General features: G+C 48.7%; 16 protein-coding genes and 4 tRNA genes. 7 read left to right on the top strand and 13 right to left on the bottom strand.

Features of this window, described 5'->3' with window-relative positions; all coding sequences use genetic code 11:
- The first annotated feature begins 233 nt into the window (after positions 1–233).
- Positions 234–704 (top strand): Hsp20/alpha crystallin family protein, encoded by a 471-nt coding sequence (locus L2712_RS16540; protein WP_033540557.1) that lies wholly within the window; start codon positions 234–236, stop codon positions 702–704.
- A gap of 321 nt (positions 705–1,025) precedes the next feature.
- Entirely contained in the window at positions 1,026–1,634 is a 609-nt protein-coding gene (locus L2712_RS16535; protein WP_248978416.1) for a TetR/AcrR family transcriptional regulator, read from the top strand.
- Positions 1,635–1,772: 138 nt separating this feature from the next.
- Here the strand turns inward: L2712_RS16535 and L2712_RS16530 are convergent, their stop codons facing one another.
- From L2712_RS16530 to ubiK, 5 genes are all read right to left on the bottom strand, one after another.
- On the bottom strand, positions 1,773–3,029 hold the full coding sequence (locus L2712_RS16530) for a metal-dependent hydrolase family protein (protein WP_248978415.1): 1,257 nt from the start codon (positions 3,027–3,029) through the stop codon (positions 1,773–1,775).
- A 669-nt stretch (positions 3,030–3,698) separates the two neighbouring features.
- Positions 3,699–5,057, bottom strand: a complete 1,359-nt coding sequence (locus tag L2712_RS16525) for a sodium-dependent transporter (protein ID WP_248978414.1) — start codon at positions 5,055–5,057, stop codon at positions 3,699–3,701.
- A gap of 237 nt (positions 5,058–5,294) precedes the next feature.
- Complete coding sequence (locus L2712_RS16520) at positions 5,295–5,798, bottom strand: Lrp/AsnC family transcriptional regulator (protein WP_248978413.1); 504 nt, start codon at positions 5,796–5,798, stop codon at positions 5,295–5,297.
- A 25-nt stretch (positions 5,799–5,823) separates the two neighbouring features.
- On the bottom strand, positions 5,824–6,558 hold the full coding sequence (locus tag L2712_RS16515) for a phosphatase PAP2 family protein (RefSeq protein ID WP_248978412.1): 735 nt from the start codon (positions 6,556–6,558) through the stop codon (positions 5,824–5,826).
- Between the two features lie 423 nt (positions 6,559–6,981).
- A complete protein-coding gene (gene ubiK / locus L2712_RS16510) occupies positions 6,982–7,242 on the bottom strand; it encodes a ubiquinone biosynthesis accessory factor UbiK (protein WP_033540556.1) in 261 nt (86 codons plus the stop codon).
- 281 nt (positions 7,243–7,523) lie between these two features.
- On the opposite strand from ubiK, the gene rep reads away from it, so the two are divergent.
- A complete protein-coding gene (gene rep, locus L2712_RS16505; RefSeq protein WP_033540555.1) occupies positions 7,524–9,536 on the top strand; it encodes a DNA helicase Rep in 2,013 nt (670 codons plus the stop codon).
- Positions 9,537–9,575: 39 nt separating this feature from the next.
- On the opposite strand, the gene L2712_RS16500 is transcribed toward rep, so the two are convergent.
- Positions 9,576–12,221 carry a sensor domain-containing diguanylate cyclase gene (locus tag L2712_RS16500; RefSeq protein ID WP_248978411.1) on the bottom strand — a complete coding sequence of 882 codons (2,646 nt, stop codon included), beginning with the start codon at positions 12,219–12,221 and terminating at the stop codon, positions 9,576–9,578.
- Between the two features lie 218 nt (positions 12,222–12,439).
- Here L2712_RS16500 and L2712_RS16495 point away from each other — a divergent pair.
- From L2712_RS16495 to L2712_RS16480, 4 genes are all read left to right on the top strand, one after another.
- Positions 12,440–12,516: transfer RNA gene (locus L2712_RS16495), tRNA-Arg, on the top strand.
- Between the two features lie 44 nt (positions 12,517–12,560).
- Positions 12,561–12,636: transfer RNA gene (locus L2712_RS16490), tRNA-His, on the top strand.
- A 98-nt stretch (positions 12,637–12,734) separates the two neighbouring features.
- Positions 12,735–12,811 (top strand) — tRNA-Pro (locus L2712_RS16485).
- Between the two features lie 53 nt (positions 12,812–12,864).
- Positions 12,865–12,941, top strand: a tRNA-Pro gene (locus tag L2712_RS16480).
- Positions 12,942–13,047: 106 nt separating this feature from the next.
- Here L2712_RS16480 and L2712_RS16475 read toward each other — a convergent pair.
- The 7 genes from L2712_RS16475 to L2712_RS16435 all read right to left on the bottom strand — a co-directional run.
- On the bottom strand, positions 13,048–14,970 hold the full coding sequence (locus L2712_RS16475; RefSeq protein ID WP_248978410.1) for a bifunctional diguanylate cyclase/phosphodiesterase: 1,923 nt from the start codon (positions 14,968–14,970) through the stop codon (positions 13,048–13,050).
- Between the two features lie 8 nt (positions 14,971–14,978).
- Positions 14,979–15,617, bottom strand: a complete 639-nt coding sequence (locus L2712_RS16470; RefSeq protein ID WP_373681773.1) for a transglutaminase-like cysteine peptidase — start codon at positions 15,615–15,617, stop codon at positions 14,979–14,981.
- An 85-nt stretch (positions 15,618–15,702) separates the two neighbouring features.
- Positions 15,703–16,308, bottom strand: coding sequence for an OmpA family protein (locus tag L2712_RS16465; RefSeq protein ID WP_033540551.1), 606 nt, complete (start codon positions 16,306–16,308; stop codon positions 15,703–15,705).
- Positions 16,308–17,720, bottom strand: coding sequence for a TolC family outer membrane protein (locus tag L2712_RS16460; RefSeq protein ID WP_033540550.1), 1,413 nt, complete (start codon positions 17,718–17,720; stop codon positions 16,308–16,310). Before L2712_RS16460 ends, L2712_RS16465 begins: the two co-directional genes overlap by 1 nt.
- Before the next feature lie 31 nt (positions 17,721–17,751).
- Positions 17,752–19,134: an HlyD family type I secretion periplasmic adaptor subunit gene (locus tag L2712_RS16455; protein ID WP_033540549.1), complete on the bottom strand. Its 1,383-nt coding sequence runs from the start codon at positions 19,132–19,134 to the stop codon at positions 17,752–17,754.
- Entirely contained in the window at positions 19,127–21,307 is a 2,181-nt protein-coding gene (locus tag L2712_RS16450) for a type I secretion system permease/ATPase (RefSeq protein ID WP_033540548.1), read from the bottom strand. The genes L2712_RS16455 and L2712_RS16450 overlap by 8 nt, the downstream gene beginning before the upstream one ends.
- 134 nt (positions 21,308–21,441) lie before the next feature.
- The coding region (locus L2712_RS16435; protein ID WP_283104899.1) for a beta strand repeat-containing protein at positions 21,442–25,756 on the bottom strand (4,315 nt) is incomplete at its 5' end.

Raw genomic sequence — 25,756 nt, 5'->3', positions numbered from 1 at the left:
TTTTAGACTGGCGTTTAGCGCATATTTTGTGCCTAATCGGCGGGGTGAAAGTCACTTTTTAAAGCTGTTTTGATCTGGATTAATTGACCTGCAAACAATGCTTAGTTGCCCGTGAAAAGTGCGGGCTAACAACTAAAATTAAGGTATGGGAGCCCAGAGGGCTTGCGCTTTGGGCTGTTTGTAAATCCTCTGAATCTCTCGCTATGGAGATTCAGCCGACAAAGGAGCTTGTTATGCGATCTTTCTTCCCCTCCATCTTTCATAAAGATGATCCGCGAACCGCTCTGCATTCGCGGCTAGACAACGTATTCGATGATTTTGCTAAAGACTGGTTAACGACTTGGCCTAATGCACGTGCCGAGCTAGGCGTCATGCCTGCCATCGATGTTAAAGAGTGTGCCGAATATGTCGAAATCAAGGCGGAACTGCCTGATATGGAAGAGAAGGATATCGATGTCGACATTCGCGGTAACTATCTCACCATCAGCGGTGAGAAGCGTCATGAGCAGGAGAAAGATGAAAAAGGCTACCACTTGAGAGAGCGCTCATTTGGATCCTTCCAACGGCAGATCCCATTAGGCTTCAATATCGATGCCGATAAGATCACGGCGAAGTATAAGAAGGGTGTGCTCGCCATTCATGTACCTAAACCTGCCGAGTTGCAACGAGATGCGAAGAAGGTAAAAGTCGATTTCCACGAATAGCAAGTCAATCGAAAGTCAGCCAAAAGGCGCCAAATTGGGCGCCTTTTTTATCGATTTATATTAACTGATGCGAGCAGAGGGCTGGTGGTACATCAGCGGCTTAGTCAGAGTTTACCAATAAAGGATTGCGGCCGCGCGAAGTATGCTGGCGATTGAAAACTTCTTCAATGATGATGCAAAACGCAATGAGGCCGTTAAGTTTGATAGTCACCAGCAAATATAAACTTGCTAGTGTTGTTTATGTAGACTTGGTTTAAAAAGTAAACTAAGCAGTGTAAAGTAATCACTGTTCGCCAGGGTAAACCTAATTAGCTAATCAAAATGAAAGATAAAAAGTTAACTCGCTCAGAGATTAAACGCGCCGCCATTGTCGACGCGGCCAGTGTTGAGTTTCAAAACAAGGGATTTAGTCTGGCGAGTATGGACGAGATCGCCAAACGTGCCGATGTATCAAAGCGCACTGTGTACAATCACTTTCCCAGTAAAGAAGCGTTATTTAGTGCCATCATGCTTGAGATGATGGCGATGCTGTGTGCGTTCGAGGTTGTTCCTTATCGCGCTGATGAAGATTTGGCCGTGCAGTTGACAGAATTAGTGCAGCATGAAATTAAGCTGCTCAGTGCCAAAGGTTTTATTGATACGTCTAGGGTGATTATTGCTGAGGCAATTCATAAGCCTGAATTGATTCAGGGTGCCATGTCAGAATTCACAAAGCAGGAGTCTCCCTTGGCGGGCTGGTTTAATCAGGCGATTGCTGCAGGGGCGCTCAAGGCTGCGAATAGCGAAGTATTAGTTATTCAGTTTACCGCAGTGATCAAGGCGTTTTGTTTCTGGCCACAGTTGATCCAAGGTGAGCCACTGCCTAGCCAAGTTAAGCTCGATGAGATCACCCAAACAGTGGTCGAGATGATCATCAAGCAGTACACCTAAGCCGGTTTACTTGGCTATTGTCTTGAGTTCAAAGGTTAAAGAAAAGCCTAGTCATATTGCTATAACCAGGCTGTTGTGGAGTACTATCTTTGGCTTCACCAGTTTTGCTTTCGCAAGTCTTGTGTCGCTGCTGCCGATTTAGTCCAGCTTATTTTTAAAGATCTTTCCATCTTTCATGATCAGGTCGAAGTTAGTGGCGGCATCGCTAATAAGGTCAATATCCTTCAGTGGGTTACCATTGACTAAGATCAGGTCGGCGTAGGCACCCTTACGCACCTCGCCGAGAACCCCTTGTCTATAGGGAGTGCGTGGACCGGCTAGAGTGAGTAACTCTGCGTTATTCGAGGTTACCATCTTCATGATCTCGTAAGGAGTAAACCAGCGCTTCATCTTGGCGACAAAAGTGCCTTGCTTGCGCGCTAATTCTTTATCGAAAAGCATGTCAGTGCCCCAGGCCATTTTAACCCCTAACTTTTTAGCGAGTTCGATGACACGATCAGTTCCCTCAGTGACTTCTATAAACTTCTTGGTGCTGACGGGGTTATCAAATTTAATGGCATCATCATCGTTGATAATGGGTTGAACTGACAGCCAAGCGCCTTTTTTCTTCATCAGCTTCAAGGTTTTTTCACTGAGCAAGTTGCCGTGTTCAATTGACTTGACGCCTGCTTCGACCGCTATCTGCGCGGCTTCATCGGTGAAGATATGCGCAAGCACATAGGTGTTATAGGTTTCTGCCACTTCGACGAAGGCTTCAAGTTCTGCCTTGGTGTATTGTCGTACGTCCAGGGGATCATAGAGGGAAGACACACCTCCGCCAGCGGCGATTTTGATCTGGCTGGCGCCCATACGCATCACTTCGCGGGTGCGCAGTATGACTTCTGGTACGCCGTCTGCCTGCAGCATCATTGCATTTTTATACCAATACCAGAGTGAGTCAGCCGGATTTGAGGGGACCGCTTGGTAGGGGCGATAGTCAAGATGGCCACCGGTTTGTGTGATTGGAGGGCCAGAAGGAAAGATTCTGGGCCCGATCAGCTCACCCGCATCGATTAATTTCTTAGTTGAGAACGGATTGCCACCCACATCACGTACCGTGGTGAATCCCCTGAGCAAAGTCTCTTCGGAGCCGAGTGCACCGCGAATGGCGATCTCCAGGATATCACCGGTAATGACCGTACTTTGGGCTGTACAGCAGTAAGTGGTGTGCCAATGGGCGTCAATCAAGCCGGGGATCATGGTGCGGCCGCCACCATCGATGACCTTCCCGCCTGCAACGGCGAGAGGCTCGGTAGAGACTTCAGTGATTAAATTCCCTGTTACGACAACATTCGCATTTTGAATGAGCTTTTCGTTAACGCCATCGAATACATTGACATTAGTAAATAAAGTCACGTTACTCGTTTCTTCCGCGAAAAGCGCATTACTACTGAAAACTAGTGTTAACGAGGCCAATAAGCCAACTATTCTCTTCATGAGTGCATTTCCTTGTGAGATAAGCAAAGACGCTGCCTATCTGTCGTGGTCAGTTTTACTTGCTAAAGAGCGAGATATAGAAATCTCTCTGCTGCCCTAAAACATAATAGGTAATGTTTGGTGTGCTCGCTTTAAAAAGAGCATTGCCATGCGTGGCTGGTCTTTCGTTTCTTTATGAATGGGAGAGTTGGGGGAAGACTCTGTAAGATTAAGCTTCTGTGTATTGGGCTGCACATATAAGCTCCCTTTATAGGCATCCTTGCTGCCAACTTTAAACTAAAGTGGTGAGGGTGACTGTTAGACAACCCTCTTTAACAGTCTCTGACTAGCACAGTATCAGCTCTCCATAGATGATGCTATTTCACCCCTTGCGCTGTCATGAAATATTCATTTATGTCAGTAACATCTGCCTGTCTGCGCCAACAAACAATGCTAAGCCTGGCTAAAAAATATACGCCTGCTCAGCGTTAAATACAAGTGGTTGGAGTGACAAGTAGCCCCTTAGCAATGGCTTATGACGAGGGCGAATTAAATCACCCCCGACATCTGTCTGGAAATCAGGTTCAGGCGGTATCCTTACCCCTATTTTTAGGCGGTTAATAGCTGCAATATGATGGCCAGGATCAGCACTGGACAGACATATTTAACGTAGATAGGCCAGATGCGCCAAAAGAATCCTTTTAGGTTAGCGCCTTCTTGGGCAGCAATGGAGCTGAGCAGACTGTTTCTGTGCCATACCCAGCCGGTATACAAGGCGATACCCAGTGCAATGAAAGGTTGCGCTCGCTCCGTGGTCAAGGTGATCACCAACCCAAATAGGGCATCAAAATTAAACACCATAATTGTTGCCAGCAGGGCGATGACGGTACCGACTAGGTAGGTGGCGCGGTGACGATTGATCTTGGTTTTCTCCACCATATAGCTGGTGGGCACTTCAACGATAGAGATAGCCGATGTTAGCCCTGCTATGGTCATTAAAATGAAGAAGATAATCGCAATAATCTGCCCTAAGTTACCGCCCAAGCTGTCGAAAAGCGCCGGTAATACGGTAAATACCAGGGTGTCGGTATTTAGCAGGCTACCGTCTGCGGCGAAGATCTCGACCCCATTGTGGTGTGCCACATACATGGCGGGGATGATCATCAAGGCTGCAAGAAAGGCCACGCTGGTATCGGTTAGGGTGACATAAGCGGTCAGCTTGGCCACATTTTCTTGCTGATTCAAGTAGGCGCCGTAGACCATCATGGCACCTGTGCCCACGGTCAGCGAGAAGAAGGTTTGCCCCAAGGCACCGATCAGTACTTGCGGTTCCCAAATGTTGTCAAAGTTTGGCAGTAGCAAGACCTTCAGGCCTTCGCTGGCCCCTGGTTGCATCAGAATATAGCCAACCCCTAATACTAAGATCACCAGCAGTAAGGGCATGAGACGTTTAGACCACAGCTCTATGCCTTGCTGCACCCCTTGGCGGATCACCAGAACCACCATTAGCATGAAGAGTAAGCTAAAGAGTAAATTACGCTCTAACGAGAAGGCCATTAGCCATTGCGCTAAGCGCTCTGATCCCATGAGTTGAGCTATAGGTGCTAAGGTAAAACTGACAAACCAGCCTGACAATATGCTGTAAAAAGTGCAGATGAGGGTCGCGGTGATGATTGAGGCGAAGCCTATGGCTTTACCCAAGCCGCGACTTAAAGAACTGCTGCCCAGCTTGGCCATGGCATCTGCGGGGTTAGTCTGGCCATGGCGGCCTATCATAAGCTCGGCGACCAACATGGGATAACCCAAAATAAAGATGAGCACCAGGTATACCAATAGGAAGGCACCGCCGCCATGGGTGGCTGCCTGAGTGGGGAATCCCCAGATATTTCCGACCCCAACGGCCGAACCCGCCGCAGCCATGATAAAACCTATGCGGGAGCTGAAGTGTCCCGTATCTTTCGCGCTCATCTGTACCTCACCTCTGTGCTAAAGAGGGCGCATCATAGTCCTTTATTATAGTGGGTCAAGGGCGATAAATGGCGTAAGGCCAAGGCCTGGCTTGAAACTATTTCAACCAATTTTAAAACTAAGCAATAAATTTCCGTTAAATGGCTTTAGTTAGGCATTTATTGCATAGCTTGGGCTGTGAGTCAGGCAGACGCGATAGGATTGCGCGGCAAAATAAATGAAATATTGTGCAATCTATCAAGTTATCTCATCAATCTGCTTATCGATTTGGGGCAGTGGGATGGCAGTGCGGTTTTTGACCTGCTTAAGGACGAAGCTTGAGCGTATGCCGGCGATATGTGGACTGCTGGTAAGTTTCGTCAGCAAAAAGTGCTTAAAGGTGTCCATGTTTTTGACCAATACTTTTAACTGGTAATCGGCGTCGCTACCTGTCAGTAGGGCACATTCGAGCACTTCGTCGTAGCTATCTATTGCCTGTTCAAAATCATCGAGAATCGTTTGGGTGTGTTTTTCCAGGCGGACTTGAACATAGGCGGTTAGCGTGAGATCGAAGTGGTTGGCATCGACCAGGGTCGCATAACCGGAAATGATCCCAGCCTCTTCCATCGCCTTAACTCGGCGAGAACAGGGTGAAGGTGACAGGCCTATACTCGCGGCTAACTCTTGATTGGCAAGGCGTCCATGGGTTTGCAATAGCTTTAGAATCTGAATATCTATCTTATCGAGTTGTAGTTTTGTCATGTTGGTTGCCGGAAAAAGTGAAACCTTAGCTTTGCCTGATAGCGCGCCATCTTTCTATGGTCAGCAAGGAGGTAAGGGCGATCAGGCCACCGAGTAAGGTGGCGGCCAAGATATCTTGCGGCCAATGCATGCCGAGCAACATACGGCTAAACCCCATTGCTATCGCCCATAAGCATAACAGAGACGGTAGCAAAACATGTTGCGATAACAGCAGAAAATAACTAATAACCAGGGTCAATGTCACCGCGAACAGAGTGTGACCAGAGGGAAACGAAAACCCTACCTCTTGCTGCCAGTGGTGACGAATATTGGCCGATAGTTGCATCTCTTGTGAAGGTAAGGACGCCAAGCTGTGCGCCATGATCTCCCGCCGTATGTCGCTCGGTGCTTGATAAAACTGCTTTATAGGCAAGCCTTGGGTTTCCGCCAGAAATTGCACATTGGGTCTGGCTTCAGCGAAGTGAGGCTTTAGAAAATGATTTAGCCCTAAGCTAAGGCCCATGGCCAGAGAGACGCTTAATACCAGCGGTGCGAAGTATCGGCCACGCAGGCGTAAGAAGCAGAGCAGGAGCAAGGCTAAGACGGTCAAGATGCCATAGGGAGACGTCCCCGAACTGGTGAGACCATAGGCTACTTGTGCCCTAAAAGAGCTGAGATCCAGTAGAGGAAACATTGTCAGGCCGCTGAGGTAAACGGCGGCGGGAATCGAAGTTAAACCGCCCCAGAGAAGCAGTAGTTTGAACAATGGAGTCTTTGGCATCAATTTCCCCCTCAAAAGCATAAGGCTAACCTATAAGCAGGGTGTTGGGCTAGGCTAGTATCTGTGAGTGTGATTAAGCGAGAGCCAAGCAGCATGCTTCGTTGGCGACGATACTGGCAATATAGGCTGAGTTTGAAAGCAGTGGGGTTGCGGCGGATAGCATAATAAGTACTGCCTGGGCTAATCTACTTTTACAAAAATAATCGTTGTAGATAAAAGGGCGTCAGCGCACTCACCAGAGTTAGGTAAGCGAGTTAACATGAAAATCCCCCTTGAATCACCGTTCAGGGGGAGTACCGCCATTAAATCTTAAGCTCGTCTATAGAGGCGGGCGGAGTGATGAGCACTTGTGGTCAAATAAGGTCAATAAAAAAGAGCGTCTCGCGCTCTTTTAAAGGGGCTGTTTAGGCTGAGGCCCAAGGGTTACACTTCGTCTTGCTGTCTGAGTCTGGCTTCCAGCGCGTCGACTTGTGCCTGCAGAGCTTCCAGTTTCTCTCGGGTTTTTAGCAGGACATGCTGCTGCACATCAAACTCTTCGCGAGAGACGAGATCTAGCTTCATCAACTGATTTTGCAGTATTTGCTTGCTCTTCTCTTCAAACTCACCGGCGAACTGCTTAAGCCCGCTGGGGAGGTTATCGCTAAGTTGCTTAGCTACTTCTTCGATCTTCTTGGGATTAATCATCTTTGTTGTCCGCCATTGGCCATCTAATGCATATGCTCGAATTGTACCTAAGCCGCCTAGGATGACAACTAAAAACCTAGCGACGCACATTCTTATGTAATGTCGATCTGCCCTTGAGCTAGCAATGCTTGTTGGGATTACTTGGTGTTGCCGGCTCAGTTAAAGGCGATTCTCGAAGTGGTGGCGGTATTTGGATAAATATTTTGTCTCAGCCCAGGTAAAGATTCTGGTATGATCCCTGGCCGATCTTATGATTTCTCTTGTTTGGTAACTCTTGTTCAATGAAGCTCAATCCCGGTCAAAATGATGCTGTTCACTATGTTTCTGGTCCCTGTCTGGTGCTTGCTGGCGCAGGGAGTGGTAAGACGCGTGTGATCATCAATAAAATCGCTTATCTGGTACAGAAGTGCGGTTATCAGGCGCGCAATATTGCGGCGGTGACCTTCACCAACAAGGCGGCGCGGGAGATGAAGGAGCGTGTGGCCCAGTCGATGGGGCGCAAGGAGGCCAGAGGCTTGTGGATCTCGACCTTTCACACCTTGGGGCTGGAGATCATCAAGCGAGAGTATAAGGTGGTCGGCCTTAAGCCTGGTTTCTCTTTATTTGATGACCAAGACACCCTGGCGCTGCTGAAAGAACTTACTGAAAAGGAGTTCGATGGCGACAAGGATCTGCTGCGCATGCTGATGACGGCTATTTCCAATTGGAAAGGGGATCTGGTGATCCCTGAGCGTGCCCGCAAGACGGCCAAAGATGAGCAATCTCAGCTGTTTGCCCTGCTTTATCAGCGTTATGCTCAGCACATGAAGGCATATAATGCGCTGGATTTCGACGATCTAATCTTATTGCCGACTTTGCTACTGAGACACAATCAAGAGGTGCGCGAACGTTGGCAGAAACGGATCCAGTACCTCTTGGTGGATGAGTATCAAGATACCAACACCAGTCAGTATGAGCTGGTGAAGTTGCTGGTGGGGGAACGCGCTCGCTTTACCGTGGTGGGAGATGACGACCAATCTATCTACTCTTGGCGTGGGGCTAAGCCGCAAAACCTGGTACTCTTGGGGAAGGACTTTCCCAGGCTTAAGCTGATTAAGCTTGAACAGAACTATCGCTCCAGCCAGCGTATTTTGCGAGCGGCCAACATACTGATTGCCAACAACCCCCACGTTTACGACAAGTCACTGTTTAGTGAGTTGGCCTACGGCGAGCCGCTGCGGGTATTGATTGCCGCTAATGAGGAGCAGGAGGCCGAGCGTGTGGTGGCCGAGATGATTCGCCACAAGTTTGTTGGCAAGACCCAGTATGGCGACTATGCCATCTTGTATCGAGGTAACCATCAATCACGCTTGCTTGAGCGTGCCCTGATGACCAACCGTATTCCCTATAAGTTAAGTGGTGGCACCTCGTTTTTCGGCCGCGCCGAGATTAAAGATATCATGGCCTACCTGCGTCTGGTGGTGAATCCGGACGATGACAACGCCTTTTTGCGAGTGGTTAACTTGCCAAAGCGCGGTATAGGACCGGCAACACTAGAGCGTCTGGGCAATTACGCCAACGAGAAACATATCTCCATGTTTGAGGCGATTTTTCAGGCGGAGTTGAATCATCATCTGCCGCCGGCGGCCATGTCGGCCCTGTATGAGTTTGGTAAGTTTATTGTCGACACCGGTGAGGCTGCGAACCGGGGTGAACCGGTAGAAGCGGTAAAACACCTGATTCGTAACATTAATTACGAAGATTACCTGTACGAAACCAGTACCAGTGCCAAGGCCGCCGAGATGCGGATGAAAAATATCTCCGAGCTCTATCGCTGGGTAACCGAGATGCTTGAAGGCGATGAGCTGGATGAAGGGATGACCCTGCCAGAGGTGGTGACTCGGCTTACGCTCAGAGACATGATGGAGCGTAACAGTGAAGATGAAGCCGGAGATCAGGTACAGCTGATGACGCTACATGCTTCTAAAGGCTTGGAGTTTCCCTATGTCTTCATGGTTGGGGTGGAGGAGCGCATCTTGCCCCATCAAACCAGCATAGATGAAGACAATGTCGAGGAGGAGCGCCGCCTTGCCTATGTGGGGATAACCCGCGCTCAGAAGGAGCTATGGTTTATGATCTGCCGTGAGCGCCGGCAGTTTGGTGAGGTGATGCGTTGTGAGCCGAGCCGTTTCTTGATGGAATTGCCCCAGGATGATCTTATCTGGGAAAACCGCAAACCACCACAGTCCGAGCAGCAAAGAGTGCAATCTGGCCGTGCCAATATTGCCAACATACGGGATATGTTGAAAAAATAACGGTTCACTATGGATAAGCAATCAAGCTGGCGCTATCGCTTAGGCGGAGATGCAGCCGCTTTGCGTTTGCTGTTCTGGTAGGGTGCTGGGATCGATAGACTCGCCCAGTGCTTGCCCTTGCCCCTGATCAAAGCCGAGGCTGACCAGCTGCTGCCTGTGCAGATCGGTTTTGACGCCTTCTACAAATAGCGTCAGTTCTAGCGCCGAAGCCGTTAGCTGATGGGCTTTTAGCAGTTTCTTTTGCTGTGGATTATTGAGGTGGGTGATATAGCTGGGATCTAGCTTGAGACCACTCAAGGGCAGGAAGCTAAGGCTATTTAGCGCGGTATGAGCGCTGCCATAGGCACACAGACCTAGCTTTATCGCCTGCTTATCTAGGATGTCAAAGGCCTGTATGTGGCTGTCACTGTCTTCAACAAACGCCTTTTCACTAAAGAAGAGCCAGATGGCGGAGGCGTTAAAGTAACTTTGTTTAATGCGATTTTTGAGTTTGCGCACCGCATGTTTATGTTTGAGGTGCTGGCTGGCGATCTTGATGTGCAGCTGCACATCGCCACTGAGTTGCAGCATTAGTTTGGGGTAATCGACATTAAGCTGATCAAACAGGTAGAGATCTAACTCCTTGGTCAGATTGCAGTGCTCGGCAATATTATTGAGCTGATCTTGCTTTATTTTCCCCAATTGTTCGTGCTGCCAGTATAGTCTGGGCTCCAAGGCAATAATCTCTTGCTCTGCCAAGGTCATGACAGGAAAGTACTGTAGCGCCAAGTCCTGTTTGGCAATCGCTTCTCTTAGTTCGATTTCTAATGTGACGTCATGGCTTTGTTGATGGGTCGTGCTGTTGTCGAAGACTACAAAGCAGCCTTTGCCATTGGACTTTGCCTGGTACATGGCAGCGTCGGCATCCTTAAGCAAGGACTCGCTGGTGTCGCCACTGCTTTGGCCACTAAACGCGATACCTATACTGGCGCCAGAGGTAAAGTTCTGGTTAGACAATTGGTAAGGCTCGCTCAGTTCTCCCAGAATGCGCTCGGCGACTTCGATGGCGTCACTATTGCTGTTGATACTATCGAGGAGAATGACAAACTCGTCACCGCCAATCCGGCCTAAGGTGTCGTTGCTGCGGATACAGAGGTTGAGACGGCGGGCGGTCTCAATGAGGAAGCGGTCGCCTTGCAGATGCCCCAGAGTATCGTTGATCAGCTTAAAGCGGTCGAGATCGATAAACAACAGGGCAAACCTGTCTCTAGCGTGGCGTCTGACATGTTTGACCGCCTGTGCCAATCGCTCCATGAACATGGCGCGATTGGGAAGTCCTGTGAGGGTATCGTGATTGGCATCATGTACCAGCTGCCTTTCTACCTTACGGCGCTGGGCGATCTCTTTTTCCAGATCTTGGTTGAGCATGGCTAAGGCGCGGGTACGCTGCGCGACTTTCTCTTCGAGTTGTTCGTAACTTTGCTTTAGGGACTCGGCCGATAATTTACGCTCGATCGCCGCCGCTATGTGTTGCGACACGAAGGTGAGCAGATCCAGATCTTTCTCTTGATAGGTTTGTGAGGGGGTAAAGCTGTAGATGGTCAGCGCTCCCTTCACGATTCCCTGAATGAACAGGGGCACGCCTATCCAATGATGTATCGTTTCGGCATTGTTAAGCTCTGGCGCTTTAGCATAGAGCTGCCCCGCATTGATCAGGGCCTTGATATCATTGCCATCGAGTAACAGAGGACGTTTATGCTTTAGAATGAATTCGGTCAGTCCATCTGCAAGAGGGCGCTTTTGCGGTGAGCCAACATTTAGCTGAGAGACGTAAAAAGGAAAATGTAATTCGCGGCCATTATCTTCCAACAGAGCAATATAACAGTTGTTGGCTGGCAATAGATGGCTGAGCACCCGATGCAGTTCACTATAGAAAGTGTTGTGATCCATGGTCGAGTTTGACAGCTCGGCGATCTCAAACAATGACTTTTGCAGGCTCTCTGCGCGGCGTCGCTCGGTGACTTCCTGTTTGAGCTTATCATAGGCAACACTGAGCTCTTTAGTTCTGTGCTCAATTGCTGCTTCGAGATTATGTTGATATTGAACCCGCTCAATAACACCAGAGATATGTTGACTGATAAAGGTCATCAACTCGACCTCGATCTCCCCATAACTGATATTGGGATCATAACTCTGTACGGCGATCACTCCTATGGTCTGATCGCTACTGAAAATCGGTACCCCTAACCATTGGTGGCAGCTTGAACCACGGCTGACAATTTCTTCAGCGGCCAGCAGTTGTTCAAATTTGTCATCATCACACAGCAGCGGCACTTGAGTGCGCATTACATAGCCAGTAAGACCGCTATTGAGCGTGGCTGATAACTCTTCGCTGGGATATAGCTGGCTGGGATGTTGATCTTTTTCATCGACAAAGAAGGGCACCGCTAACTTGTTGGTGTCACGGTTGGCGATAGCGATAAAAAAGTTGTCGGCGGGGAGGAGTTTGTTGAGATTGGTTTGAATGCCAGCGTAAAAGTCTTCGGCGCGCTCTACGCGAGCAGCCAAGTTGGAAATATCCAATAAGGTATTCTGGATGATCTCAGATCGCTTGTACTTCCGAGCCAGGCTCTTTAAGCGAGATATCCTTTTGTATAAACGGCCAACTTCATGAAGTGAATGCTGGTCTGTTTTATCCCTAAACATGGTTCCGCCAATCACAAGTAGTTATAATTTTTCGCTACGATCTGGGGTAATGGTTATAAATAGCATAAAAAAACACCATCACCAAGTCATTATTTTGACGTTGTCAGCTTAATAACGCTTCAAATATGCTAAAACTTGAGCAAACGCGTAAAAAAAAGCGTGTTTGCTATAGACGTGCAGTAAAATAATCCATACTATATGCGGCGCTAACAAGGCAGGCACCCATAGCTCAGCTGGATAGAGCGCACCCCTCCGGAGGGTGAGGCCGAGGGTTCGAATCCTTCTGGGTGCACCAGTTGGATAAGAAGCCAAGTTAGTGTAAAGAAGTCAATATCAGTGGTGATTGTAGCTCAGTTGGTAGAGCCCCGGATTGTGATTCCGGTTGTCGTGGGTTCAAGTCCCATCAGTCACCCCACTTCTTCTTGCAGTAGACTTCACGAGTCACTCAGGTAGCCGTTAGGCCATTTAGTAAACGTGAAGCAGAGGCGGCACCTCGTAAAATATCCATTGTTTCGGTGATTAGCGCAGCCCGGTAGCGCATCTGGTTTGGGACCAGAGGGTCAGAGGTTCGAATCCTCTATCACCGACCACTTTCAAAAATAGTGATTCTTATTAGAGTCGGTATTGAGTACAAAAAGATTTTCGGTGATTAGCGCAGCCCGGTAGCGCATCTGGTTTGGGACCAGAGGGTCAGAGGTTCGAATCCTCTATCACCGACCACTTTTGGAGAAGCCCTTCGAGTAATCGAAGGGCTTTTTTTTATCTAAATCAAAATGATGCTTCTATCTTAGTTATAAAAAAAGCCGCATGAAGCGGCTCTTTTGTTTTATAGCTCTACGCGAGTGGGCGGATAGATATATCCCATGTAGGCATTGGTCTTCAGCGGCTCGAAGCGCGCTAGCTGAGGCTGCTCCTGAATGCCTGTGACAATGATTTGGATCTCAAGGCCTCTGGCAACGTTGACCAAGGCGCGGCACAGCTCGCTGTTGTGCTCGTTCTCATCATAATAGGCAAAGGATTGATCCAGCTTGACGTAGCTTGGCCTTAAACTTTGCAGGTAAGACATAGAACCAAACTGACGACCGAAATGGTCGATACCAAAATGAGCGCCGTTATCACGAATGATGTTACACAGTGCCTGACAAGCGTCGGGATCACTGTAGACACCGGCCTCAGGGATATCAAACACGATACGTTGCGCCAGAGGGGTATTACGCAGGAACTTATTCAGCCATTGGTGGAAGTTGGTATCGCTGAGGCTGTTAAAGGTCAGGTTGATGGCCACAGGTTCATAGTGACGCTCCAGCAGGCCGTTATCGACTATGGTCTCTATCAGGCATCTGTCTAGCAGGGAGCCTAAAGAGAGCAGCTCCACATAAGGCATAAATTGCCCGGCGTGTATCTCCTTGTCCCCAATCGTTAATTGGCAATAGAGTTCACGCTGTACCACCTCTTCCTTACCACTGAGGTAGACAGGCTGCCACTTGAATTGGAAGTTCTTGCCAGTGATAGCTTTGCTCAGGTGCTCACGCCACTGCTCACGGGTGTAGAGCTGTTTCTCGTTGCTCTCAAACCAGTGGAACACCTTATTCTCGGCAATTGCCTTTTGCAGGGCGTTATCCGTCTGCGCCAGGATGTCTGATACCGTCATGTGATCGGTGCGCTGGGCGATACCTATGGCAAATTGCTCATTAGGTTTACAGCCAGCCTTTGAGATCTCCTGATTGACGGTTCTGATCAGGGTGTGCAGGTATTTGCTGCTCTGTTCCTGCTCGGCACTGGTGATCAAAAAGGCAAATTCATAGGCGGCAATACGCGCAATGACAGAGGGAGCGACATCGTCGAGTTGCGCTTGCATCTTTTCTGATAGTAGACGTATGGTTTCGTCACGTACCTGGTAACCATACTTACTGTGTACCTCTTCTAACCAGTCGAACTTGGCCATCATCAAGGAACCGTTGTTGGGTTCGCTGAGCCAGCTGTTGAGGCGCCCCATCATATACTGACGATTAGGGAGTTTAGAGACCTGATCGACCAAGTTCTTTTTACGTAACTCGGTTACCTCTTCATCCAGTGAACTAAAGATCTGCTTGAGCTGATGAGACATGCTATTGAAGGCTTGGACCACAGACTTGAGCTCTGATGTCTTGGGGATAGCCATATCTGGGCCAAACTTGCGCTGAGCGATCTCAGAGGCGTGCTCGGCGATCTCATGCAGTGGGCGTAGTATCCAGGTGAGGCCGAAACGTGCCAGCATGATGGCAAGCAAAAACAGAATGGAGATAACTATGATGGCGTTGGTTAGGGTGCGCCACAGTTCGTTATAGCCAAAGCCCGGATGAGCGGTGATCTCTAGCTTGGCTAACTGGATCCAACCTGAGGTGATGGTGCTTTCACGCTTGATGGTCTCGAAGAATCCCAAATCGATAAACCATTGAGGCACACCTTCGATTTTCAGATCGTTTTCCCATACCTGCTGTTTGCCATCGACCAGCCAGGTCAATTTGACCTGTTGATAGTAGCCGCCTTCAAAAATCACGTTGATCAGCGTCTCGGCGCCGACTATGTCACCCGCTTCGAGATCAGGAACCAGCATGATCCCCAGGCTATGGCTGGTGTTATTGAGATCAGACTCCATCTGCTTGGTTAAAAAGCTTTGTGTCTCGGTAAATTGCACATAAGCCAAGCTGATGACAACGACCAAAAACAGGCCAAAAAGCAGTGAGTATATCTGTCGAAACAGTGTCATTGTTTTCGCTACTCCAATCTTAAGATAGGCATATTGAGTCGTTTAACACCTAATCTATTTTTGAGATCATTCCATTTTTCAAGGCGTTCAGATGAGCCTGCCAGCACACCACGACCTTTCTCTTTGTTTAGCCACAATTGTCGACCGTTAAAACTGTATACGGGGATCAAATCTTGCCTTTGCGTGGCGGGCTTTATCTGTCTGTCTAAGTTATCCAATACCAAGGGGATGGAGCCCGGCGTCTCATAGTAGGCCAATACCATGTGGTATTGATTTACAGAGGTTGCCTTGACCATAGTGATACGCAGCTTGTCATCGGGAATACCCAATTGCAGCAGGGTAAAATATTTGGCGATAGAAAAATCTTCGCAATCGCCACCATTTACTCCGATGAACTCCATTGGACTTGCCCAATAGTTGCTGACACCCCATAGCTTGATGTCGTCGACAAATCTAAACAGATTGAAAAAGTTATTTACCTTGGTGATCTTCTCTTGTTCACTCAAGCCTTGCGCTTCATCCAGCACCTTAAACCAGGCGTCTACACGCATGCCTGCACGCCCACCATAGCGAGCCTCTAGTGTGGATTTTATGTAGCCAGCATCGAGTGTTTGTGTCGGAGAAGCGTACAGGCAAGAAAACCCCATGGCCGTTGCCACAACACAAAGTTGGCAGACCCTTTGAAAGCGCTTTTGCCTGCCAAATTTTGCCTTCATCTTCTCCGACTATTTTTTATTTTACTTGTTCATCAACTGTGTAGATATGCCACTTCATATCAGCTTTGGTATCTTCACCCGTCACTTCGGCGATCACGCGGCGATTGCGGGTATGTGCCATCTGAGTATGAGTTGGATCTACGGGTCTGTCGTAGCTATAACCAATGGCTGTCAAACGATCGGTGTCGATACCAAAACGTTCAGAAAGCAGTGAGGTCACCGCGTTAGCTCTGTTTTGTGATAACGTCAGGTTATGCTCATAGCTACCCGTTTTACTGCAGTGACCTTCGATGGTGACCTTAGTACTAGGGTACTGTCTCATGAAAGTCGCTACCATTTCTACTTGATCATAATATTGGGGATCAATATAGAAAGAGTCATTGGCAAACAATATCTTAAGTTCTTGACGCTCATTGATGGGTTTAATTTTACCGCAACCATAGTTGTCTATGGTGGCGCCTAAGACAGTATCGTTGCAACGCTCACGCGCTACGATGACACCATCTTTATCATTGTCGTTAAGATCGAATACCTGATTGGTCGGACTGTCCATGGTGACTATGTCACGAGAACCACAACCGCCAAGTAAGGCAAGGCTTATAATAATCAGTAAAGCTTTCATTATTTCACTCCCCCTTCGTATTCGCGCTCACCTTTCCAGACATCGGGGCGAGTCACACGAAGTGATTCCAGTAGTCTACCTGTCGCGTTAAGGATGCGATATTCAGAAAGAATTTCGTCATATTCGGCATCGAGATAATCCTTACGCGCTTCAAACAGTTCGTTTTCAGTATCCAGCAAATCCAATAAGGTGCGTTGGCCCAGATTGAACTGCTGACTGTAGGCGACTTGGGTATCTTTTGCTGCAATGACATGATCGCGAATATACAGCTTTTGCGGCTCAAGCATTTCGTAGGCATTCCAGGCTAGGTTAACCCCTTCGACAACTTGGCGGTAGGCACGTTGGCGGATCTCTTTTGCTTCACCTACTTTGTAAGCCGCTTCTTTTTCGCGGGCCAGATCTTTACCACCTGCAAATAGGTTGTACTTAACGCGTACCATGGCGACGAGGTCATTGCTGTGGCCGCCGACATTTTGGTTAGCAAAAACTGAGTAACCATCTTCACCGTCTATGTTGTCGTTCCAGTTACCGCCAAGCTCTAATGATAGCTTTGGATAGTAGTTGGACTTGGCCGAAGAGCGCTCATTCTCCGCTGCTGAAATATCGCTTGTAGCGGATTTCAGAATTGGGTGGTTTTCCTGAGCGACTTTAAGACCGTCGGAAAGATCCGTTGGTAGCATGTCGTCATCAGGCACAGGAACGATCAGGTTCTCAGGCTCTTTTTCAACAATACGAATAAACTGCGCCTTGGCATCGTAGAAGTTGTTCTTTGCTGCAATCACGTTGGCATTAGCGCGCGCCAGACGACCGGTTATTTGCGAAAGATCGGCGATTGAGCCCAGACCTGAGTCGGTACGTTGCTTGATCTGCTCGTAAATGTCTTTGTGACTCTGTAGGTTTTTCTCTGCCAGGGTTAGCACTTGTTCGCTACGAATATAGTTGATGTAGACCTTAGCCACATCTAGGGCAATATCTTCTGCCGCAGCAAATAGCGCCCATTGGTCGGCACTGGCTTCGAAGCTGTAACGATCAACCTCGCTTGAGGTATAAAAGCCGTCAAATATCATCTGCTTGATGCTGAATCCGACTTCACCACGCATTAATTCGATAACACCATCATCGTCCACATCGCCCTGTCCTGCACGACGTCTGGTCGATGGACTGTTGGTCTGCTCCCAACCGTAACCACCGCTGATGTCGATACTTGGCATATAACCAGCTCTCGCTTGGTTGACCTGTTCTTCTCTTGCTTTAAAGCGATTGAACGCGATGCGAATATCTGGATTGGTATCCAGCGTATGGGCAACAGCCTGTTCCAGCGTTTGGCTAGAAGCTGCCCCAGGTATCAACATCGCACTAACAGCGAGTGCCATGGCACTGCGCTTTAGTTGATGTATGGTTTGCTTACTCATTTGGTTAACCCCCCTGGTTATTGTTGTGAACTTATCGTTCACGCAGAGCAGTGTCTCTTGCTCTCAAAATTGGATTAAGTATGTACTCTAGAACGGATCTTTGCCCAGTGATCACATCTACCGAGGTTAACATGCCTGGTATGATGGGCATCTGGGTGCCATCCTCTTTCGTCAAACTTGATAGTTCAGTTCTAACCCTTACAAGATAGAAACTGTTTCCTTCTTCGTCCTGTGTTGTATCGGCACTAATGTGCTCCACAACGCCGTTGAGGCCTCCATAACGAGTGAAGTCGTAGGCGGTGACTTTGACAACGGCGGGTAAGCCAGGATGTAAAAACGCAATATCTTTTGGAAGAATCTTGGTTTCGATCAGTAGTTGGTCTTCAGACGGGACTATCTCTATGATGTCGATTCCCGGCTGTACAACTCCCCCCAAGGTATTCATATGGATTGTTTTAATGGTGCCATTGACCGGTGAAACAATTTCGGCCTTGCTGACCTTATCGCGTGCACCGACCTGAGCCTCGCTCATACGAGACAGACGGGTTTGCATCTCGTTTAGCTGAGTTCGCACCTCGGCGGCATAGACAAATACCGCTTCTCGACGCTTCAGAATCGCTTCATCCTGTGAGGCTTTCACCTTAGGCCTGAGCAGTCTGACCGAGCTTAACTCGCCACGAATGTCGTTGACGATACGCTCGAGCTTAAGCAGCTCCACTTCGGGCACTATGCCTTTATCTGCCAAGGGGCGTGTGAGCTCCAACTCTCGGGTCACTAGCTGGAAACTGGTGGTCAAGGTGCTAATTTTTGAGGCGAGCTCTTCAGTTTCTTGCTGTTTCTGCTGGATCTGCCGCGCAAGGATTTCTAGCTGATTGCTTAGATTGTCCAATCGGCCCGCGTATTCATCTTTTTGGCGCGCGATTAAGTCAGGCTCGCTGTCGATCAGTGACTGAGGAAACTGCAGTGGTTGTTTGACGATCTTGACCTGTTCGCGCCAATCGGTAGCCACATCTGAAATAGTGATGCTGTTAAGCTCGGCGCGCAGGCGAATCACGTTAGCTTGTAGGCTGTATACCTCTTGTTCTTGCTGGGCGAAGTCTGAACGAAAACGCGTATCATCGATTCGCACCAAGGGCTGGCCCTTAGTGACCACCATGCCTTCGTGTACATAGAGATCCTGCATGATGCCGCCATCCAAACTTTGGATCACCTGCACTTGAGATGAGGGAATCACCTTACCCGTTCCTGTGGTTACTCGGTCGAGCTCGGCAAAATAGGCCCAAAGCAAAAAGCTGAAGGCGAGGGCGGTAAGTGCCCAGATGATCAGCCTGTGACTGGTAGGCGCATCTGTCATCATGGCGCCATAGACGTCATCGACCATCTCGAGATCATGGGTCGTTAAGTGCTTACTCACTCTTTGGCCCTCCAGACAGCAGGCCTTTGGCGAGCTGGTTGAGCACCTGATCTTTAGGACCGTCGGCGACCAGATGGCCTCGGTCAAGCACTATGATGCGATCAACTAGATTCAGCAGATGCATCTTATGTGTGATAAGTAGTAAGGTGCGCTCCTTGGAGACATTGCGCATGGCACGGATAAACTGCTTCTCGGCTCTGGCATCCAAACTAGCCGTTGGCTCATCCATTAACAATACCGGTGGATCGTTTAAAGTGGCTCTTGCCAGGGCGATAGTTTGCCGCTGCCCGCGACTGAGTGCTTGTCCACCTTCGCCGACCTGTTGATCGAGGCCTTCGGTTTCGATATCGGTGAACTGATTGACGCCCGACAATTGCACGGCGCGGATAAGTTGATGCTCGGTCACCTGACGGGTGCCAAACAAGATGTTATCGCGGATCGAACCATGAAATAGGGTAATGTCCTGAGGCAGGTAACCAAAGTTTCTACGCAGATCCGTTGGGTGGATCTGTGCCGAATCCAGACCGTCATAACGCAGGCTGCCTTTGGTTGGCTGGTACAGACCGACAAGCAGCTTAGCTAGAGTACTCTTGCCTGAGCCGTTGCGACCTATGATGGCGATACGTTCCCCTGGTGCTATCGACAAAGACATAGGATGCAGCACCGGACGCTCTGAACCTGGGTAGTTAAAGCTGATATGGTCGGCATTAATCTGCCCCATCAGGCGCTGCTTACTGACCAAATGACCTTTATTCTCAAACTCATCTTCTTGAGTCATGATCTGGTCTAGCTGGCGTAAAGCGCTGGCGGTGTGATTGCCGCGAGTCATGAGATTGGCTAGTTGTGCCATGGGCGAGATCGCCCGGCTCGACAGGATCACCGCCGCGATAATTCCCCCCATGGAGATCTCATTGTCGGCGACGCGATAAACACCGAGTATCACCACACATACAACCGATAGCTGTACCGTAAAGTTGGCGACGTTAGTGACAGAGGTTGAGATCTTTTTCACTTTTAGCTGCCAGTTAGCCGTGTGGCCGATCATCTGCTGCCAGCTTTTTTGGACTAAGCCTTCGGCTCCACTGGATTTTATCGATTCGATAGAGGCGAGGGATTCAATAAGGTGACCATGTTTTAGTCCGGAAAATTTGTTGCTCTCTTCGATAGCGGCTTTGAGCTTAGGCTGCATGATCAGGGTGTAGATAATGATAATAGTCCCGCCGATAAGTGGAATAATGGCCAGGTCGCCGGCGACTATATAGATGATGATCATGAAGAAAATAGCAAAAGGAAGATCGACCAAAGTGGTGATGGTTGCCGAGGTTAAGATGTCCCGGATGCTATCAAACTCCCCGAGCTGTCTGGCCATGCCGCCGACGCTGGGAGAGCGTTTCTCAAGAGGAATGCCGATTGCCTTAGCAAACAGGCGTGATGACACTATGATATCGACTTTTTTACCGGCAACGTCGATAAGGTAGGCCCTAAGCTGTCGCATGACGAGGTCGAAGATATAGGCTATACCCGCACCGATAGCCAGTACCCACAGGGACTCAAATGCCAGGTTGGGCACCACCTTGTCATAGACATTCATGATGAACAGTGGTGAAACGAGGGCAAAGAGGTTAACCAGTACCGAGGCGATCAGGGCATCCCGGTAGATGGGGGCTGAATCCTTTAAGGTTTGCAGTAGCCAATGGGTGCGACTGTCGTGTAGATGCAGATCTAGGCCCATGTCACCGCGATATTGCTGCTTAACCAGGAACAGATAACCCACATACATGGCTTCGAGTGACTCTATGGTGAGCTCTTCCTCTCCCCCGGTTTCAGGCAGTTGGATCACCGCTCTGTCTTTGTCTATATCGATCTCGCGCAGCAAACAGGCATTTTTGTCTTTGAGTAGCAAGATGCAAGGCAGCAGGATTGGGGAGATCTGATCGAGCCCTTTACGGGTGAGTTTAGCCGCTAGGCCTGCTCGACTCGCAGCCTGGGGGACAAGTTCGGGTGTCAAAATACTACCTGACAGCGGAAGACCAGCGGCTAAAGATTCGCTGGAGCAAGGACTGCCGAAGTATTCGGTCAATAAAACTAAACTGTCTAACAAGGGATCGACAGTCACTCTTTGGGAGGCTGAAACTGTCCATTGTTCAGTTTTTGGAGACGCTGAAGCTTGCACCTTAAAAACTTATCCTTAAGATTTTATTAAAAAATTATCGTAGAACAATTATAGAAGTAATACCAAAACATAACAAAAGTAAAAATGACACCAATTAGCTGGAAACTAGTTGGTGTCATTTGTTATTGACGGGTTTAAGGTATTAGATGCTGGATCTGTCCGTCGTCATCATGAGTTGCAGGAACGGCGAAGCTCGAGGCCGACTCAGTTGAGCTGGCGTTATCCACTATCAGCGCTCCGTTACCGTCATTGCCCAGCAAGCCATTAATGATCTGGCCATCAGTTGTGCCTAGGTAGCTTAAATCGACACCGTCGAGCACTATCGTTTGATCCACATGGCCGTCATTATTGGCATCGATTTCAATTGTGGTTGAGCCATTGTCCACGGTGAAGTGCAGGTAATTTTCTAAATTCCCGGCATTTTCGCCTTGGAGCAGATCGCTCAGATCCAGCTTATCTTGATTGATATTGAAATCGGTAATGTGGTCTGTGCCAGTATCGCCTTGCTGCCAGACGAAGGTGTCCGTTTCGCTATCGGCTTTACCACTGCCACCAGTTAAGGTGTCGTCGCCCAAGCCGCCGATGAGGATATCTTCGCCAGCACCGCCGATGAGCTCATCGGTTCCCATGCCGCCAAGCAATAGATCATCGCCACTACCACCATGAAGCTCATCATCACCGCCTTGACCGAAGAGGATATCATCTCCTTGGTTGCCGGCAAGAATGTCGTCGCCATCATTGTCGCGAGAGGTATCTAACAGGGCTGGGTTGGCCGCCACGAATTCGTGAACATCTTGTATGGTGACGGTTGAAGTGTCTTCACCCAATTGCAATGCTACATATTTTTGCAGCGCCGCATAGCCTTGGCCGTCGATGCCATCAAACTGTACGAGATCGCCAAAGACGATATCATTGCCTTCACCAGCGTTAACCGTGTCATCACCCTGAAGCAGCATCTGCTTCGAGCCTAAGATGATACTCGCCAGATCGCTGATATTGATATTGGTGGCTACGTTACCATCTGAATCATAAGGGGTAAGCTTATTAAGGCTAATACCGTTACCTATGCCGATAGCTTCAACATTAGATAGGGTGTTGAGCACCTGGAAGGCTACCTGTGCTTCAGACTCTGCGGTGACGTCTGTGCCATTACCATCACTGTAACCTGAGGCTATTTTCGCGACATAGTAGTCGCCATTTTCGTCGACTTTTATGCTACCGGTTTGATAATGCTTCCATGAACCATCGTCTCTATACCAGTAGTTAATGTTGCCGTATTCATCGACAATAACCTTGCCATTGTGTTTAAGTTCTTCGCCAGGAACATACTGATCCAATAGATCTCCCAGTGTTCTGTCACCACCACTGTGTCTTGAGTTATAAACCCACACATCTTCAGGATCGGCATCAACGTTGTAGTTGTTGGTTTCACCATCGGTGATGAAGTAGGTCAGGTTAGTACCTGTATTTGACGCTGCCGAACCATGAGAGAACCAATCGATTACTGTTTCAAATGCTGCCTCATAGTTAGTTCTACCATTGTCGCTGGAGATTTCGGCCAGTACGCTGGAGAGCTTAGAGATAGCATCTGAATCGGCTAGGTTTACGGCCACATGTGCCTTAGTGCCGCTATTAAAGTCGACGAGTAATACGTTTACTGTACCGGAAGTCGCACCACCAACGCTGGCCTTCAGTGTATTGAAGACTTGCAGCAGCTGCTCCTTAGCTGAGTCGATTCGATTCGATCCCATGCTTCCAGATGAATCTAGGATAAAGGCAACGTTGTAGTTTTCGCCCTGTATTACCTGGATGCCAGTTGTATCACTTACGATGACATCATTGTCTTGGCCACCATTGATCACATTATCGCCATCAGTGCCGTTGTCATAGTGATAGTTTCTCAGTGAAACATCCAGCAGCGTCTGGCTAGAGGCACTATCATGGTTGCTTTGTTCAACCGAGCTGGCCTTGATAGTTAATGTAAATTCCAAATCGCCATTGTAGTTGTCATCAGCCTTGATGCTGAGGTTGCCCAGTTGATTCACATCGACAGTCCAGCTTCCATCTGCATTGAGGGTACCGCTTGATAGGGAGACGCCGCTTGGAACACCTTGGATGGTGACATCTGTCAGTGACTCACTACCATCTTTATCTACGAGCGCGATGTTTATATCCAGGGCCACTTCGCCTTGAACGACGTTACCTGTGGTGGCGCTTAGTATTGGCGCATCGGCGACGGCAATCACATTCAGATCAAAAGTAGCCGAGTCACCCGTACTGGTAAGGTATTCAATCTGTGGTAGCGTACCGCTCCAATGTAGATTCGGTTCGAAAGTAAAGCGACCATCTGATTGGATACTCAGTTTGCCTTCGGCAAGGTCAATGACGCTGCCATCTGCCTGGTATGTCTTTCCTGACAGTTTAAAGCTAACAATAGATAACTCGTCATCGGGATCGATATCATTGGTAAGCAGATTACCTGACAAGTCATGATCTTCTGTTCCGCTGATACTATCATTTACCGCTTCTGCATAGTCACTGACAGATACAGTAATAGTGGACGCAGCTTTCTGCCCCAGAGCATCAACCCCGACGACGTTAATGCCGCTTATCACTAGATTTTCGGTAGAAACATTATGTGGGAAAGAGGCCAATAGTTCGGCAGTAACACTCACGCTTCCTTCTTCGCCACTTTCAATACGGTCACCATTGAGGGTGAGACGAATAGCCTCTTTACCCATAAAGGTACCGATGAGCTGCCCTTCATCGTTGAATGACCAGCTTATCTTAGCATTGACGCCTGAAACTTGAATGCTGTCCGTATCGCCAAACTGGAAAGCTGAAATCGACTCACTGCCAGACTTAAAGCGTAACGTCTGTATATCTGACTCAGCACCATCTTTGTAGAGATCGGCTTCGCTTAGCAGTGATATTGCGTTTGAGGTCAATGCCGTTGGTGCTGTAGTTGTACTGCCTGGTGCATCCAAGTCGACATGGATAGAACCTGTCGAGGTATCGCCATCGCTGTCGGTAACATCGACAACGAAGTCGAGATCTACGTCCACGGTAGAGCTGACAATATTCTCGGCTGAAGTCCCAGTAAACTGGAAGTTAGCGTGATTATCTAGCGCACTGGTTGAGACTTCGATATAGCTTATCTCGCCTAGGTTACCTATGGTTTGACCGCTAGTGACATCACCTTCACCGAGCAGATTACCATTGGCGTCATATGCCTTGAAATGTACGTAGGTTGCTCCGTCAAAGGCGATAGAGGCAGAGGCCACGTTGTTGGCATAATCAATGATCATGACTTCGCCTTGATCAACGAATGCATTCGCGACACCGAAACCGTTAGTGTTACCGTTCACCGTACTGGAAATGTTGCCAGAGGTAGAGGTTAGAGTGAACACCATTGCATTGCTAGGATCAACATCATTGATATCGTTATCTATGATGTAGTTAGTGCCGTCGAAGGTGACGTAAACCGCTGGTGTATTACCGCCTTTACCGCCACTCATGTTGGCCACTGTAACACTGCTCAGTTCATCAATAGCTTGTTTTAAATCTAACAGATAGCTATCGCTATTAGGGTCGATAGCTAGAGTAAAGATTACCGATTGCGCGCTATTGCCTGAATCATAGGCCGAAGGTGTTCCGCTGGTATCAGAGTAGGCAATCAATATTCCTGGGTTGGCTGGATCGACATAGTAGAATACCGTCAGGCCACCTGCTGTAATGCCAGAGTCTGAGAAGGTACCGGTTCCAGAAATATTGCCTGAGAGATCGGCACTAAAGTCCTGATCGGCACCATCTACATTAATAACTCCATTGTAGATACCTTCGGCATTCTTTCCTGCCAAGTCTAGCGGATCGAGTGTTACGCCATCATCGATGACTTTAACTGAAACAGAACCTGTGGCAGTTGCATTAGATGCATCTGTTGCTACTACTGTTATGCCATTAATGATGAGTTCATCTACATTAGTACCATGAGGCAAGTTATCCAGTAGGGTCACAGTGACAGTCACTGAGCCTGTTGAGCCAGCGCTGATCGTGCTGCCAGACAGGCTAAGCTGAAGCACAGGATTACCACCTATGCTGCCGATCAAGTTGCCCGCTCCATCTAAGCTCCAGCTAACGCTTGCATCAAGGCCGCTAATATTAATATCGCCAATGTTGCCGAAGGCAAAGCCAGTAACATCGTAAGCCCCTGCTGTGAAGCTCAGGGCTGAACTGTCACTGTCGGTCGCTGTGCCTTGGGTATTGGCATCATCGACTGTGAGGTCAACATTATTGTTTCCTGTAATTAGAGCATTGACGGTGATACTTACCGTTGTCGTTTCGGTGACGCCGCCCGAGGTAACGGTGTAGGTGAAACTGTCGCTGCCATGGAAATCAGGTGCTGGGGTATAGGTCACGGTGCCATCGGCGTTAAGGACCACGGTACCG

This window comes from Shewanella marisflavi, from assembly GCF_023283925.1.
Taxonomy (GTDB): Bacteria; Pseudomonadota; Gammaproteobacteria; order Enterobacterales; family Shewanellaceae; genus Shewanella; species Shewanella marisflavi.
Note: the sequence above shows the minus strand (reverse complement) of the source record. Positions and strands in the feature narration are given on the sequence as shown.